Origin of the sequence: Streptomyces sp. NBC_00386, assembly GCF_036063235.1 — a bacterium.
Taxonomy (GTDB): Bacteria; Actinomycetota; Actinomycetes; order Streptomycetales; family Streptomycetaceae; genus Streptomyces.
This window is the reverse complement of record NZ_CP107950.1, coordinates 7,340,930-7,356,078: the sequence shown is the minus strand read 5'-3', so window position 1 is coordinate 7,356,078 and position 15,149 is coordinate 7,340,930. Positions and strand designations below refer to the sequence as shown.

The following is a 15,149-nucleotide window of genomic DNA, read 5'->3' as shown; positions in this document are numbered from 1 at the left end:
TGGGAGAACCGCCGTAAAGACGTTTGGGATTCGACCAATCCACCCGGGCGACCGCTCCGAATGGCGTGCGTCAGGCAAGTTGGACAGAGGACGGACGGCATGACACCTATCTCCAGGAGCGGCGCGGGTCGAAGGACTCTCGCGACCCTCGTATGCGGTGCGCTGGCTGCCGGGGGGCTCGCGGCCGCCGGTGCGACGGCGCTGGCGCCGGGGGCGGCCTCCGCCTCCAGCCACCGGGAGGCCCCGCTGATCTCGGGCACTCCCCAGTACGACAACACGGACGTGTACGCGTTCGTCAGCCCGGACAAGCCGGACACGACGACGATCGTGGCGAACTGGATTCCCTTCGAGGAGCCCGCGGGCGGTCCGAACTTCTACACGTTCGCCGACGACGCCCAGTACGACCTCCACATCGACAACAACGGTGACGCGCAAGGTGAGTTGATCTACCGCTACACCTTCAAGACGCACCGCAAGAACGGCAACACGTTCCTGTACAACACGGGTCCGGTCACCAGCCTCGACGACCCCGACCTGAACATCACGCAGACGTACGACATCGAACTGCTGCGGCTGCACAACCAGCAGCTGGTGTCGAAGACCAAGGTCGCGGACGACGTTCCGGTCGCCCCGTCCAACGTCGGCAAGGCGTCGATGCCGGACTACGCGAAGCTGCGCCACCATGCGATCTCCAAGCTCGCGGGCGGCACGACGACGTTCGCCGGCCAGGCGGACGACCCGTTCTTCCTGGACCTGCGCGTCTTCGACCTGCTGTACGGCGGGAACCTGACCGAGGTCGGACGGGACACCCTCAAGGGCTACAACGTCAACTCCATAGCCCTTCAGGTCCCGAACGACATGATCCGCGAGTCGGCCGGACAGCCGGTCGTCGGCATCTGGTCCACCACGCAGCGCAAGGACGCCCGCGGCCAGTACCGCCAGGTCTCGCGTCTCGGCATGCCGCTGGTCAACGAGGTCGTCAACCCGCAGAAGGACAAGGACAAGTTCAACGCGTCCGCGCCCTGGGAAGACGCCCAGTTCCTGAAGAACGTGACCAACCCGGAGCTCCCGAAGCTCATCGAGGCGATCTACAAGATCAAGGCCCCGGCCGAGCCCCGCAACGACCTGGTCGACGTGTTCCTGAAGGGTGTCAAGGGCCTCAACCAGCCGCCGCACGTGCGTCCGGCGGAGGAGCTGCGGCTCAACACCTCGATCAAGCCGGCCATGCACCCCAAGCGGCTCGGTGTCCTCGACGGCGACAACGCGGGCTTCCCGAACGGACGCCGGCTCACGGACGACGTGATCGACGCCTCGCTCCAGGTGGTCGAGGGTGAACTGGTCGGCTCCAAGAACGACTTGGGTGACGCGGTCGACAAGAACGACAAGAAGTTCGAGAAGTACTTCCCGTACGTGGCCGAGCCGACCTCGGGTTCGCGCGGCGCGCTCGCCAAGGGCACGACCAGCGGAACCGATGTGCGCAGCCAGCTCGGCGACGCGCTCCAGCCGGCCGGCTCCGGCTCCGGCAGCGGGACCGACACCATGCTGATCGCGGGCTCCGCCGCGGCGGGCGCCGCCGGCATCCTGCTCATCGGCTCCGGTCTGCTGTGGTGGCGCCGACGGATGTACAACCGGGCCTACTGACCCGGCTCACCGACTGGCGCGGCCCGCACGCAGTTCACCCCCCACGGTGCGGGCCGCGCCGCCCCCCCACCCCCCACAACGACCGTTTCGCCAAGGACTTTGAGGAGAGGGCATGTCCCCGCGTACGAACGACAACGCGACGCCGGACGCCGAAAGGGCCAAGCCCGCCGAGGTCACCCCGGAAGCCGTCGTCACCGAGGTCGCCGCCGAAGTCTCCGCCGCCGGGGCCACCTCCGCCGAGGCCACCGTCGAAGCCGGCCCCGCTGAGAGCACCCCGGAGGCCAAGCCCGCCGAGGCTCCCGCCGAAGCAGGCCTCGCCGAGGCCACCGCCGAGGCCGGCCCCGCCGAGGTCACCGCCGAGGCCGCGTCCGGTTCGGACAGCGCGGACGGGGCCGACGAGCGGGTGGCCGCCGTGCGTCGGCTGTCCCAGTCACAGCGGCGCTGGCGGGCGGCTCAACTCGGTTTCTGCGCGACCGCGTTGGCCGTCGCCATGACGGCGGGCGCGGTGGTGCTCGGCGCTCTGAGGGACAACGGAACGACTCCCGCCGTCGCGGCCGTGTCCAACGGCGTGTCACCCCAGCTGCTGGCGAGCGGCGACCTCGACGCGAGCGTCCTCTCCCTCCAGGCCCATCTCCGCTCCCAGCCCAAGGACTTCGGCGGCTGGGCCACGCTCGGCCTCGCCTATGTCGAACAGGCCCGTACCAAGGGTGACCCCTCGCGCTATCCGCAGGCGCAGGAAGCATTCGACCGGTCCCTCAGGCTGCGCCCCGACTACGATCCGGCGCTCGCCGGACGGGCCGCCCTCGCGGCCGCCCGGCACGACTTCGCCGGCGCCCTGAAGTACGCGGACCTCGCGCTGAGGCAGAACCCCTACAGCGAGCGCGCCCTGTCCTCCCGCATCGACGCTCTCGTCGAACTCGGCCGCTACGACGACGCGTCCGAGGCGGCCGACCTGGCGGACTCGCGGCGCCCGGGCGTCCCGGTCTTCACCCGGTTCGCCTACGTCCACGAGCTGCGCGGCGACGTGAAGACCGCCCGCCGGGTCCTGGAGCAGGCGCTCACGACGGCGACCAGCCGCGGCGACATCTCGTACGTGACGTCCGCGCTCGGCCAACTCGCCTGGAACCAGGGCGACTACCACTCCGCCCTCACCTACTACGCGCGGGCGCTCGCCGCCGACGACAACTATCTCCCCGCCCTCGAAGGCCGGGCCCGCACCCAGGCCGCGCTGGGCGACCGCGCGGCGGCGATCAAGGGGATGGAACAGGTCGTGCAGCGTTTTCCGCTGCCCCAGCCTCTCGTCGAGCTCGGCGAGTTGTACGAGGCCCGTGGCGCGGCGGGCGACGCGGAGAAGGCCCGCGACCAGTACACGCTGGTCGACGCCTGGATCTCCCTCGCCCACGCCTACGGCGTCAACGCCGACCTCGACACCGCGCTGGCGGCCGCCGACCACGGCGACCGCAAGGCTGCGCTCACGGCGGCCCGCGCCGAGTGGGCCCGCCGGCACACCGTGCACACCGCGGACGCGCTCGGCTGGGCCCTGCATGTGTCGGGCCGCGACGCGGAGGCCCTGCGGTACGCGCGCCAGGCCACGGCGACCGGCTACCGCAACGCGTCCTTCCTCTACCACCTCGGCGTGATCGAGGAGGCCACCGGCCACACCGACAGGGCCCGCACCGCGCTCAAGGCGGCCCTGGACCTGAACCCGGGCTTCTCGCCGCTGGGCGCCCGCGCGGCCCGTAAGGCGCTGGAGGCCGCGCAGTGAGGGCGCCCCGGTTCCTCGCCCTGTGCGGCACGGTCCTGACCGCGGCCTGCGCACTCGTGCTGGTCCCCTCGGTGCAGGCGAGCGCGCATCCGCTCGGCAACTTCACCGTCAACCGCTACGACGGACTCGTCGCCGCCCCCGGGCAGTTGCGCGTCGATCACGTCGAGGACCTGGCCGAGATCCCCGCCACCCAGGCGAAGCCGGACATCAAGAGGCTCGGCATGGCCGGCTGGGCCCGGCAGCGGTGCGAGACCGCCGCGCAGGGCAGCGAGGTCACGGTGAACGGGCGGGCGGTGACACTGACCGCGGGCGTGAGCAGGGCACACCTGCGGCCGGGGCAGGCGGGACTCGACACCCTGCGCGTGGAGTGCCGGCTGACGGCTCCGCTGTCCGGCAAGGGCACGCTCACCGTGGGCTTCCGGGGCGCGGGCGCCGACCACGGCCCCGGCTGGCGTGAGATCACCGCCCGTGGCGACCGGATGACGCTCGCCTCCTCGGACGTACCGCGGAAGTCCGTCTCGGCGGAGCTGACCCAGTACCCCAAGGCGCTGCTCTCCTCGCCCGCCGACACCGCCACCGCATCGCTGCGCATCCGCCCCGGCGGCCCCGCCCTCGTCGAGGAACGGCGCGACGCTCCGGCCGCCTCCGTGCTCCCGCGCGGCGCCGACCGCTGGACCCAGGCCCTGAACGACCTGGTTGCCCGCCATCACCTCACCTTCGGCTTCGCCGCCCTGGCCCTGCTCATCGCCGTGGGCCTGGGGGCGATGCACGCGCTCGCGCCCGGCCACGGCAAGACCCTGATGGCCGCGACGGCGGCGGCGCGCGGGGGCCGGGCCCGGTTCAAGGACGTGCTGCCCCTGGCCGCTTCGGTGACGGTCACCCACACCCTCGGCGTCGTCGCGCTCGGCCTGCTGGTCACCGCGGGCTCGGCGGCGGCCCCCTCCGTGATCGCCTGGCTGGGCGTGTCCAGCGGTGTCCTCGTCACAGGGGCGGGCGCCACACTCCTGCGACGAGCCTGGCGCAACCGGCCCTCCGCACACGGACACGACCACGGGCACAGCCACGAGCACGGACACGGGCATGACCACGCGCACGACCACGGCCAGCCGCACGACCACACCCACGCGTCCGCCCACGGGCACGACCACGCGCACGAGCACGGCCAGGACCGGGACCCGGCCCCTGGCCACACGCACGACCACGAATCCGGCCACACGCACGACCACGAGCACCCGCCCGTCCCTTCGCACACGCACGACCACGACCACGACCACATGGACGCTCCGCACCGGCATGCCGGTCACACCGCGCGCCCCCTGGTACTGGCCCATGCCACCGCGTCCGTCACGACCGGCACCCCCACCGCGACGGCGACGGCGACGGCGACGGCCACCCGACCCCACGGTCACGACCACCCCCACCCGCACGACCACAGTCACGACCACGGCGCCGGCCATGGTCACAGCCATGACCACGACCACCGCTCGGGAGGCGGCCCCCACTCCCCCGCCCTCGAACACACCCACGGCGGCTTCACCCACACCCATGAGATCGCCCCCACCCTCCGTGGAACGATCCTGCTCGGCTTCGCCGGTGGGCTGGTGCCCAGTCCGTCGGCAGTCGTCGTCCTCGTGGGCGCCGCGGCGCTCGGGCAGGCCTGGTTCGGCCTTCTTCTCGTACTCGCGTACGGCGTCGGACTCGCCCTGACGCTGACGGCGGCCGGGTTCGCCGTCGTCAAGCTCGGCAGCGGCGTGAACCGCGCCCTCGCAGGACGCCGGCGGTGGGCCGAGGGACGCGCCGTGCTCCTGGTCCGCAGGACCGCGCCCCTCGGATCGGCGCTGATCGTCGTGGTCCTCGGGGCCGGATTGGTGCTCAAGGGGGCGGCATCCGTACTCGGCTGAGCTACTTTTGGGGAGAAATCGCGCGGAAGCGAATGGGGGACGCACGTGTCCGAAGATCCGGGCAGTGAACGTGTGATCGCGGGGCGCTACCGGCTGCTCTCGCCCTTGGGCGAAGGCGGTATGGGCACGGTGTGGCGCGCTCGCGACGAAGTGCTGCAACGCGAGGTCGCCGTGAAGGAGGTCCGCGCCCCGGCCGGGCTTCCCGAGTCCGAGATCGAGCGGATGTACGCGCGTCTGGAACGGGAGGCGTGGGCGGCGGCCCGTATCTCCCACCGCAATGTCGTGACGGTGTACGACGTGGCCATGGAGGACGGCCGGCCCTGGATCGTGATGGAGCTGATCCGCGGCATCGCCCTCTCCGATCTGCTGGACGCCGAGGGGCCGTTGGACCCACAGCGCGCCGCCCACATCGGCGCCGAGGTGCTCGCCGCGCTGCGCGCGGCGCACGAGGCGGGGGTCCTGCACCGGGACGTCAAACCGGGCAACGTGCTGATGGCGAACGACGGACGGGTCGTCCTGACGGACTTCGGCATCGCGACGGTCGAGGGCAGCTCCGCCCTGACCATGACGGGCGAGGTCATCGGATCGCCGGAATTCCTCGCCCCGGAGCGGGCGTTGGGGCGTACTCCCGGACCCGAGTCGGATCTGTGGTCGCTCGGCGTGCTGCTGTACGCGGCGGTCGAGGGCAACTCGCCCTTCCGGCAGCCCACTCCGCTGAGCACCCTGCGGGCCATCGTCGACGAACCCCTGCCGCCGCCCCGTCGCGCGGGCCCGCTCGCCCCCGTCATCGAGGGGCTGCTCGCCAAGGACCCGGCCGAACGGACGAGCGCCGGCTCGGCCGAACACGAGCTGCGCGTGGTCGCGGCGGGCGGTAGCGCGCCCACGCGTCCCATGGGCGCCGCGACCCGCTCTTCCGAGGCACCGACGATCGGGGCGTTCGGACTGCCGGCGCCGTCCTCCGCGACACCGCCCCAGGGGTTCGGTCCGCCTCCCGCGACCCTGCCCTCGGCCACTCCCGCACCGGAGCCCGACCGCAACCGCCGGGCGGCCGTCGCCATCATCGCGGGCCTGGTCGCGCTGGCACTCGCCCTCGGCGGGCTGACGTACGCCCTGCTGAACCAGGACAACGGTGACGGCGGGAACACCGGGCAGGGGAACAGCAGCAGCGGGAACACCACCGACGGCGGGGCCTCGGGCGGCCGGAAGAGCGAGAGCGCCACCGCCGGTGCGACCGGCGGCGGGAGTCCCTCCAGCAGCGCTCCCGCGGGCGGGAGTTCGACCACCGCGCCGCCCGCGCAGTCCGTCCACGTGACGCTCTCGGGGCATCACACCGACTACCGGGGCAGCTGTCCGCCGCCCGCCGCCCAGGCTCCCTCGTTCACGGCGACGTTCACGGTGGGCCGTGTCCCGGTGGACGTCGAGTACCGCTGGGTGACGAAGACGGGCGAGGTGACCGATCCGGGCTGGAAGACGCTCTCGTTCCCCGCGAACGGCGGCAGAACGCAGCAGAAGACGGTGGTGGCGACGACGTACGACACGAGCGGGGAGTTCGCCAACTCGATCAGTGTCGAGGTACGCAGCCCGGTGCGCGTGACCTCGGACTCCGTTCCGTTCACCATCACGTGTGTGACGGAGACCCCGACGGACGGGGCCTCCGCGTCCGTGTCCGCATCCCCCTGACAGGGCGGGCGATGTCCCGGCGGGGCGGACGTTCGCCCCGCCGGGACGGGTGTTCTCTCGAAGGGTTTCCGGGGTGGGGGCCCGGAGGTCAGACGGCTCCGGAGAAGGCCGGCAGGTAGCCGCCGGAGTGGCCGCTCGCGGTCGGGTGGTACGACACGCCGATGTCGAGCCAGTTCAGGCTGTGCAGCCAGGCGCTGCCGGAGCAGATCTCGTGGCCGGTGAAGGTGCCCCTGACGTCGGCGAACGTGAAGCCGTGTGCGCCGGAACGAGCGGCGATCGCGCTGTCCAGATAGTCGGCGGCGCCGTTGATGGCGGACCGTTCGTTCTCCGAAAGTCCGGTCAGGCAGCTGCCGTTGAGCTTGTAGAAGCGGGGGTAGCCGATGACGACCACATGCGCGGCCGGGGCTTTCGCGCTGATCGCCGAGTAGACCGAGTCGAGCTTGCCGGGGAGCGTGGAGTCGACGTACGCCTTCGCCGTGGCGATGCGTGCGAGGCAGTTGCTCTCGGACTGCAGGACGCAGGTCGTCATGACGTCCGAGAAGCCGGCGTCGTTGCCGCCGATGGTGATCGAGACGAGGCCCGTGGAGGAGCTGAGCGGGCCGAGCTGGTTCGCCAGAACATCACCCGTACGAGCGCCCGAGCAGGCGGTGAAGTCGAACGACGAGGGTGAATGCGCGGCGTTCCAGAGATAGGGGTACGCCTTCGTGCTGCGGTCGCAGGAGCCGCTCGAGCTGATGTAGCTGCCCGCGCCGACGCCGGAGGAATAGGAGTCACCGAGCGCCACATAGCCGGTGGCGGCCGCGGTTTGCGCCTGCGCCGCGGCCGCCCCGGTGAGGGCGAGGCCGACGGCCAGGAGGAGTGAGGTCATGTATGCCGAAAATCTGGGACGTCTCATGGAACCTCCCTTTAGCAGGATCTCTGCCACAACTTTGGTAGCAGCTACGCATGTTGACAGGAAGTGTCCATGCCAAGACTCTTAACGCATCAACCAGCCGATCCGCCCCCGTTCATCACATATTTCGCTACATGTCCATGACGGTCGGATGACAGCCGGATGACTCGGGCCGGCGGCTCGTCAACTCCCGGAGGCCTCACCGGAAACGGCGGCCGTCCCACAAGGCGAAGCCGTAACGCCCCTGGGACGACTGCGAGTTGCCTTCCCAGCGTGGTCCACGGCGCCGGGGGAACCGGCCGTGCGGCGGATCCCGTCGTACCGCGGTCCCGCAACAGGACGGTCCCGCAGCGGAGGGAGGGGATGCACCGGAAGGGCGGGACCGAGCGCGACACATACGACGCACCGCGGAAACCGGGTGCACGGGGCGCCCTTGTGACAGATCATGGCGACATGTCTGCGAACCCACACGACGCTCTGCCGATCAGGCTCAACGTCGACGACAGCGACTCGCCGTCGGACGTCGTCGACGCGCTGTTCCTCGGCCGCTTCGCGACGGGCGAGCAGCCGCACTCGCACGCGGCGAACATCGACCGCGTACGGTCCGGGGCCACTCTGCTCCCGCCGGGCGCCCGGGTACTGCGCTCCGCGCGCGACGACGACCGCAGCGCCACCCTCGCCGAGGGCGACGGCTGGACCCTGCTGGTGTCCCGCTGGAACCGCGGCGCCGACGTCACGGTGACCGCGACCAGCGTCGAGCTCGCCGAGAAGGTGCTGAAGCAGGCCACGGACGGCGCGGCGGACGAACCCGAACCGCAGCCGGAGAACGTCACGATGGGCTTCTGGTACGTGTCGCCGCGCCGGGGACCGCACCGCACGACCCGGCAGATCTCCGCGGGCACCTGGGAGGAGATCCGCCCCAACTACACGGCGCCGGTGGCGGACGCCATGGACCACCTGATGAAGACGACCCCGGAGGGCATCGCGGGCCGGCTGCTGCTGCTCCACGGGCCGCCCGGCACCGGCAAGACCTCCGCCCTGCGCACGCTGGCCCGTTCCTGGCGCGACTGGTGCCAGGTGGACTGCGTGCTGGACCCCGAACGCCTCTTCTCCGACGTCGGCTATCTGATGGACATCGCGATCGGCGAGGAGGACGGCACCGGCAAGGGCCGCTGGCGGCTCCTCCTGCTGGAGGACTGCGACGAACTGATCCGCGGCGAGGCGAAGCACACGGCGGGCCAGGCCCTGTCCCGGCTGCTCAACCTCACCGACGGACTGCTCGGCCAGGGCCGCAACGTCCTCGTGGGCGTCACGACCAACGAGGACCTGGAGCGCCTCCACCCCGCCGTCGTCCGCCCCGGCCGCTGCCTCGCCCGGATCGAGGTCGGACCGCTCACCCGCCGCGAGGCGGTGGGCTGGCTGGGCACCGAGGAAGGCGTCTCACGCGAGGGCGCGACCCTCGCGGAGCTGTACGCGCTGCGCCGCGGGACGACCCCGACATCCGTCCCGGACCAACGCGAGGGCGCGGACGCGGGGCTGTACCTGTAGCCGGCCCGTCCGAACCTCGCCCTCTGCGGCCCTAGGAGACGTCCTCGAAGGCCGCCCGCAGTGCGTCTCGTACGGCGTCCAGGGCGGCGTCCTCCGTCAGGCCGAGCCGTCGCGCGCGCTCGGCGTAGGCCTGCGCGGCCGACGCCGCCTCGCGGGACGCGGCGTCCCCGGCGGCCGCCACGAACGTGCCGTTGCGGCCCCGCGTCTCGATCACCCCGTCCGACTCCAGGGCCCGGTAGGCCTTGGCGACGGTGTTGGCCGCGAGGCCGAGCGACTCGGCCAGCCCCCGTACCGTGGGCAGCTTGTGGCCGACCGGCAGCGCTCCGGACCGGGCCTGCTCGGAAATCTGGGCGCGCACCTGCTCGTACGGCGCGGCCCCCTCTGCGATGCGGATCTTCAGGGTCACGCGGTGATTGTCCCGTACCCGCACGAAAATGAGAGGCACCCGCACGAGGCGCCCGCGTAACGTGCGATCACATGACCGTGATCGTTCGCGAACTGCGGCACGGAGACCCGGTGGACGCCGCGGGCTTCGCGCGCATTCGTCGCCAAGCCCTCCCGTTCATGCTCTTCACCCCCGAGTCCGTCGCCTACGACCTGGAGCGGGCGCATCCGGACTCCCACTACCGGCCGTTGGTGGCCGAGGAGGACGGGGAACTGATCGGCACCGCGCAGGTGCTCCTCGTCCACGACAGCCCCGAGCCCGGCCAGGGAAACCTCAACATCTACGTGCACCCGGAACGGACGGGACGCGGCGCGGGTTCGCTGCTGGCCCGCACCGCCGAGGAACAACTGGCCGCCCTGGGCGCGACCCGACTGCACGCCTGGGTACTGGACGCGCCCGAGAACCGCGCCTTCGCCGAGAAGCGGGGCTACCGCGCAGCCCGCTCGGCACACTTCCTCCGCCTCGATCTGGCGAACGGCGCCCTGCCCCCGCTCCAGTCCCCGCCGGACGGTGTGGAGTTGCGAACCGGAGCGGACTTCGCGGACGACCCCCGGCCGTTGTTCCGGCTGGACGCGGAGACGGTCCTCGACGAACCGAGCGACATCGAGCACGAGTTCACGGACTACGACGCCTGGCTGACGGAGACCTGGCACCACCCTCTCCTGGACCTTGAACTCACGTCCGTCGCGCTCGTCGACGGCCGCCCGGCGGCGTTCAGCGCGGCCCGCACCGACGGCGGCACCCGCTACGGCACCGTGATGACGGGCACCGGACGCGCCTTCCGGGGCCGGGGTCTGGCCAAACTCACCAAGAACCACTCCCTGCACCGGGCCCGCGCGGCCGGGTTCACGGACGCGTTCACGGGCAACGACGCCGGCAACGGTCCGATGCTGGCGATCAACACATGGCTCGGTTATGAAATCTGCGCAACGGAGGTGAGGTATGTCCACGACCTCGGCTGACACGCCCGGCTCGTTGGAGGTCGTACTCGTCAAGGCAGGCCGTACGAAGATCAGTTACCCGGCCGAGCTGCTCGCCGACGACGGCACCCGGGTGGTCGTGCGCGCCCCCTGGGCGGGAGACGGCGTCCGTGACTTCGGCTTCGTACGGTTCGAGAAGGGTGATGTCTTCACCGAGTACTACTGGCGGGACCGCTGGTACTCGGTGAAGGAGGTCCGGAACGCGGCGGGTGAGCGCAAGGGCTGGTACTGCGACATCACCCGTCCGGCCACCCTCTCCGGCGGCCGGCTGGTCGTCGAGGATCTCGACCTCGACCTGTGGCGATCGGCCGACGGCACGGACGTACGGCGCCTGGACGAGGACGAGTTCGCGGAGAGCGGCCTGGCGACCACCGACCCGGCCGCCGCGGCCGCCGCCGAGAAAGCCCTGGACGACCTCGAACACCTGGCCCGCGAGGGCGGCTTCGAGGCGCTGCTGACCTAAGGGCCGGCCCGTAGCCGGCGAGACCGCCGGACGCGCCACTCGGTGACTGGCCCCGCTCTATGACCAGCCCCGCTCGATGACCGACCCCGCTCGACGACCAGCCCTGCTCTATGACCAGCCCTGCTCCATGACCGGCGCCGGTCGATGAAGAGCGCTGTTCAGAAGCGGGCCACCACCGCGTACCGCTCGTCCTCCACGTCCCGGCCCCACAGCCGCGCGTCGGCCGACAGCGGCTCCACCCGCAGGTCGGCGGGGTCGGACAGCAGCGGCCGGAGCAGGCCGGCCATCCGCTCGGCGGATATGCCGACCGGACTCACGGTCCCCCACACACCCTCGACGAGCACCAGCCGCCCTCCCGGACGCAGCAGCCCGCGCCAGTGCCGCAGCACCCGCCCGGGGTCGGGCAGCGTCCACAGCACATGGCGGCTGAGCAGGACGTCGAAGCGCTGCTCCCCGACGGGCGGCGCCACCGCGTCACCGACGAGGAAGACCGCGTCACGCCCGGCCAGCTTGGCGCGGGCCTGGTCGATCATGCCCGGGGCGAGATCGACCCCGGTGACCCTGTGGCCCTGCTCGGACGCTATGAGCGACAGGCTGCCGGTGCCGCAGCCCACGTCGAGCAGGTCACCGGACGTCTCGGGCAGCCAGTCCCGCAGCCGGGCGACCCAGGCACCGCGGACCTCGGGATCGCGCAGCCCGTGGTCGGGCTCCTCGTCGAACGTGCCGGATTCCGCGTCCCAGTCGACGCCCGCCCGTGTATTCGTACCGCCGTCGCTCACCATGCGTTCCACGATGTCACCCACCACTGACAATCGGCCCGCGCCCATCACGGACGGCCGACGGGTGACCCGCGCCACAGACATTTCGCGACCGATGAGGAACTCTCCCCGAAACGGTCTACCTCCGTACAACCGCGGAATCCGGTAGACACGAGGAGGCAGCCATGCGCCGTGTGACCGTGCAGAAGCCCCTGAGGAAGTCGGACTCCCGCCGTGTACGGGACGAGCCCGACGAGCGCCCCGCCGAGCGTCCGGAGATCCGGAAGGACATCGCGCGCACCTGGTGGCCGGACGGCTGAGCCACCGTGCCGTGCCCGGCGCGCGTTCAGCCGGATGACGGTGAACTGCCGCCGCCCACTCACGGTCGGTCCCGTCCGATCAGCCGCTTGCGGTAGTGGATCCGGTCGTACGGCCCGTCGGCGCGCCGCTCGGCGACCTCGTACCCGTATCTCGGATAGATCTTCTGGTTCTCCCACATCATCGCGTTGGTGTAGAGCCTGATCTCGTCCAGTCCGAGCGCCCGCGCGTGTGCCTCGACGAAGCGCAGCAACCGGCCCCCGATGCCCTGGCCGTGGGCATCGGGCCGGACCGCGATGACGTCGAGGTACAGATGGTCCGGGCGCTCCTCGACGACCACGAGCCCGAGGACCGGCTCGCCCGTGACGAACACCCGTCCCGCGGCCACGTTCGCCGCGTGGTCCGCTTCCATGGGCACCGGCACGAGCCCGATGCGCTCCACGTAGGGCTGGAAGGCGGCGTCGATCACGGCTTTCACGACGGGCACGTCCCCGGCGTCGGCACGCCGTACCCCGAACCCCTCGGCCGTCTCCCCGAATTCGCCCGACGTCTCCGCCATGCCCGCACCCACTTACCTGATCGCAGTCACGTACACCCCCTGTATACCGAACGCCGCCCCGAAGCTCCTCGGTCGCGACGGCTGGAGGCGATGTGCCGGAGCCGATACTGTCGCCGCAAAGGACGCGAGCGCACCTCCCTCAGGTGTACTCGAAACGCCATTGGTGGAGGAACAGTGTCCCTTGCTGCGGGAAACAGCACCCACGTCTTTCTGAGCGAGACGGAGCATCATGGCAGCACTGTCACCGACCCCGGAGGACTACGGGCGCGGATAGTGCAGAACGCTCTCTTCGCCGAGCGGCTGGTCATCACCGACTCCCAGGTGCTCCACAACGTGGCATTACGTTCGCTCCTCGACGGGCAGACCCCGTCGACTCCCGAATGGCGTGCGGATCTCGCCGAACTGATCAGCTCGGGCATGCTGGTCATCGCGCGACGCGACTCGGCGGGTTCCTTTCGTGAGATCCGGGACGAACACAAGGCGCGCAATGTCGGCGATGTTCCGACCGAGGAATACGCCGAACTCATGGACGAGATCACCGAAGGACATATCGCTCCGTACTCGGTGGACGAGGTGAGCGCGCGCTTCAAGCGGAGGACTGCGGATCGTCTGACCGATCTGATCGGACCGCCCGACGATTCCTATTCCCGGACCCTGCGTGCCGCGGTGGAATGGATCCACGGCCAGGATCCGCTTTACTACAACTCCCTGCGCGGATGGATCGAGGAGCGGCGAGCGGCCCATGGGGAGAGCTCCGAAGTCGCGCTGGAGGCCGTCGAGCGGTCGGCGAACTGGTCCTTCAGAACTTCCCTGCCCGCCGTACTGGAGATGCCCGTGGCATGGGGTGCCGTGCGCACGCCGTCCACGGTCGCGCTGCAAGGGGACCCCCTCCAGGGCGAATTGACCCTCCCTGGCTATGCACTGAACCCCTATGTACTGGCGCGCCTCCCTGCGGGCGTGGTCAACGAAGCCGTCGGGCTCGCATCCCGGAAAGTGGTCGTCGATCAATTCGCGAAGGCTCACAGCGGCCGACCGGTGGACACCGACGCACTGAGGGACGGCGTCGAAGACTTCTGCATGCACCTCCAGGAAGCCGCAGTCGCCGCCTTCCGAGGCCTCGACGCCGACGCTCTGGCCGCTGTCCGGGACGAGCGGGTCAAAGCCAGGCTCCACGTCTCGGCATCCTCCGTTGCCACAGGTTCCCTCGACACCCTGATCGGATTGATAAGTTCCGGCTTCAGTCCCGCTTCGCTCATGCTCAATCTGCTCTCCATGCCCTTCGACATCGCCCAGGACAAGAAGGAGAGGAAAATGAAGAAGGAATCCGAAAGGCTCAAGAACGCCTGGCGGCTCGAGAAGCAGCTCCCCGAGCATGAGAAGCTGCTGCGGATCGTCAGTCCGACGGAACCCCCCGAATGAAGTGACCGGCCGCTAGTTCTCCCGTGGCCGAGCCAGTGCGGCGGCGGCGATGGTGATCGCACACCGTACTCGCTGCTCCGTGAAGGCTGTCCGCAACTCGGGGGAGCTGAACCAGACCGGTTCCTCCACCGATTCCATGACTTCCGGTGACCGCTTCCCGAACTCAGGGGTCGCCACGAAGGCCTCGACCACCTCGATGGAAGACTCGATCAGGCCGGTGTCCGCGTGGAGCACGCCCAGACGTTTGGTGGCGGTCGCGGTCAGGCCGGTCTCTTCCTTCAATTCCCGGACCGCGGCTTCCTCGACCGACTCGCCGGGCTCCCGACCTCCCCGCGGGAATTCCCACGACAGATCGCCGATCGGGTAGCGGAAAGCGGGAACGAGCGCGACGGTATCGGCCCAGCGAGGCACAACGACAACACCCGGCGTCGACCACTTCCATCGAAGATAGCGCCCCGGTTTCCCGTCCGGAGAGACGACAGCGTCGTCGTACAGACTTCCGTAGGCGTTCCGGTACACCTCGACAGCCTCTTGTCTCCGGATACGGCGTGGTTGCATCGACTGCCTCCGAGAACAGAGTTCGAGAATTGATTACAAGGCGACACCCCATCAACCGTGCCCGTCGGTCCGGCCGGCCAATCCACGGGTCGCCGTCGGCAGAACACCCCGCCTCTCTCCGGAGACAGCGCCGTGCGGGCCGTACGGGCCACCGCTCGGCTGTCACGGTGACCTGCGCGCGGGAGCGGACGGCCACAGACCGTTCAGCGACCCCGGCACCGG

The 15,149-nt window shown here is 70.6% G+C and carries 14 protein-coding genes; 9 read left to right on the top strand and 5 right to left on the bottom strand.

The window, feature by feature from the left end; translation table 11 throughout:
- Positions 1-99: 99 nt before the first annotated feature.
- From OG780_RS32305 to OG780_RS32290, 4 genes are all read left to right on the top strand, one after another.
- Entirely contained in the window at positions 100-1,641 is a 1,542-nt protein-coding gene (locus OG780_RS32305) for a DUF4331 domain-containing protein (protein ID WP_328454132.1), read from the top strand.
- A 112-nt stretch (positions 1,642-1,753) separates the two neighbouring features.
- On the top strand, positions 1,754-3,406 hold the full coding sequence (locus tag OG780_RS32300; RefSeq protein WP_328454130.1) for a tetratricopeptide repeat protein: 1,653 nt from the start codon (positions 1,754-1,756) through the stop codon (positions 3,404-3,406).
- Positions 3,403-5,307: an urease accessory protein UreH domain-containing protein gene (locus tag OG780_RS32295; protein ID WP_328454128.1), complete on the top strand. Its 1,905-nt coding sequence runs from the start codon at positions 3,403-3,405 to the stop codon at positions 5,305-5,307. The genes OG780_RS32300 and OG780_RS32295 overlap by 4 nt, the downstream gene beginning before the upstream one ends.
- Positions 5,308-5,352: 45 nt before the next feature.
- The gene (locus tag OG780_RS32290; RefSeq protein ID WP_328454126.1) at positions 5,353-6,987 is read left to right on the top strand and encodes a serine/threonine-protein kinase; all 1,635 of its coding nucleotides are present in this window, start codon (positions 5,353-5,355) and stop codon (positions 6,985-6,987) included.
- Positions 6,988-7,075: 88 nt separating this feature from the next.
- Here OG780_RS32290 and OG780_RS32285 read toward each other — a convergent pair whose 3' ends face one another.
- A complete protein-coding gene (locus OG780_RS32285) occupies positions 7,076-7,882 on the bottom strand; it encodes an SGNH/GDSL hydrolase family protein (RefSeq protein ID WP_328454124.1) in 807 nt (268 codons plus the stop codon).
- A gap of 450 nt (positions 7,883-8,332) precedes the next feature.
- Between OG780_RS32285 and OG780_RS32280 the strand changes: the two genes are divergently transcribed.
- Positions 8,333-9,427, top strand: coding sequence for a DUF5925 domain-containing protein (locus OG780_RS32280; RefSeq protein ID WP_326788681.1), 1,095 nt, complete (start codon positions 8,333-8,335; stop codon positions 9,425-9,427).
- 31 nt (positions 9,428-9,458) lie between these two features.
- On the opposite strand, the gene OG780_RS32275 is transcribed toward OG780_RS32280, so the two are convergent.
- Positions 9,459-9,833, bottom strand: coding sequence for a GntR family transcriptional regulator (locus OG780_RS32275; protein WP_328454120.1), 375 nt, complete (start codon positions 9,831-9,833; stop codon positions 9,459-9,461).
- A 71-nt stretch (positions 9,834-9,904) separates the two neighbouring features.
- Between OG780_RS32275 and OG780_RS32270 the strand changes: the two genes are divergently transcribed.
- Positions 9,905-10,834 (top strand): GNAT family N-acetyltransferase, encoded by a 930-nt coding sequence (locus OG780_RS32270; RefSeq protein ID WP_328454118.1) that lies wholly within the window; start codon positions 9,905-9,907, stop codon positions 10,832-10,834.
- Complete coding sequence (locus OG780_RS32265; protein ID WP_328454116.1) at positions 10,815-11,315, top strand: DUF402 domain-containing protein; 501 nt, start codon at positions 10,815-10,817, stop codon at positions 11,313-11,315. The genes OG780_RS32270 and OG780_RS32265 overlap by 20 nt, the downstream gene beginning before the upstream one ends.
- Positions 11,316-11,473: 158 nt before the next feature.
- Here OG780_RS32265 and OG780_RS32260 read toward each other — a convergent pair whose 3' ends face one another.
- Positions 11,474-12,097, bottom strand: a complete 624-nt coding sequence (locus tag OG780_RS32260) for a class I SAM-dependent methyltransferase (protein WP_328458550.1) — start codon at positions 12,095-12,097, stop codon at positions 11,474-11,476.
- A 161-nt stretch (positions 12,098-12,258) separates the two neighbouring features.
- Between OG780_RS32260 and OG780_RS32255 the strand changes: the two genes are divergently transcribed.
- Entirely contained in the window at positions 12,259-12,393 is a 135-nt protein-coding gene (locus tag OG780_RS32255; RefSeq protein WP_328454114.1) for a hypothetical protein, read from the top strand.
- Between the two features lie 59 nt (positions 12,394-12,452).
- On the opposite strand, the gene OG780_RS32250 is transcribed toward OG780_RS32255, so the two are convergent.
- Entirely contained in the window at positions 12,453-12,950 is a 498-nt protein-coding gene (locus tag OG780_RS32250; RefSeq protein ID WP_328454112.1) for a GNAT family N-acetyltransferase, read from the bottom strand.
- 174 nt (positions 12,951-13,124) lie between these two features.
- On the opposite strand from OG780_RS32250, the gene OG780_RS32245 reads away from it, so the two are divergent.
- Positions 13,125-14,369 (top strand): hypothetical protein, encoded by a 1,245-nt coding sequence (locus OG780_RS32245; RefSeq protein ID WP_328454110.1) that lies wholly within the window; start codon positions 13,125-13,127, stop codon positions 14,367-14,369.
- Positions 14,370-14,381: 12 nt separating this feature from the next.
- On the opposite strand, the gene OG780_RS32240 is transcribed toward OG780_RS32245, so the two are convergent.
- Positions 14,382-14,888: an NUDIX hydrolase gene (locus OG780_RS32240; RefSeq protein WP_328454108.1), complete on the bottom strand. Its 507-nt coding sequence runs from the start codon at positions 14,886-14,888 to the stop codon at positions 14,382-14,384.
- Positions 14,889-15,149: the final 261 nt, after the last annotated feature.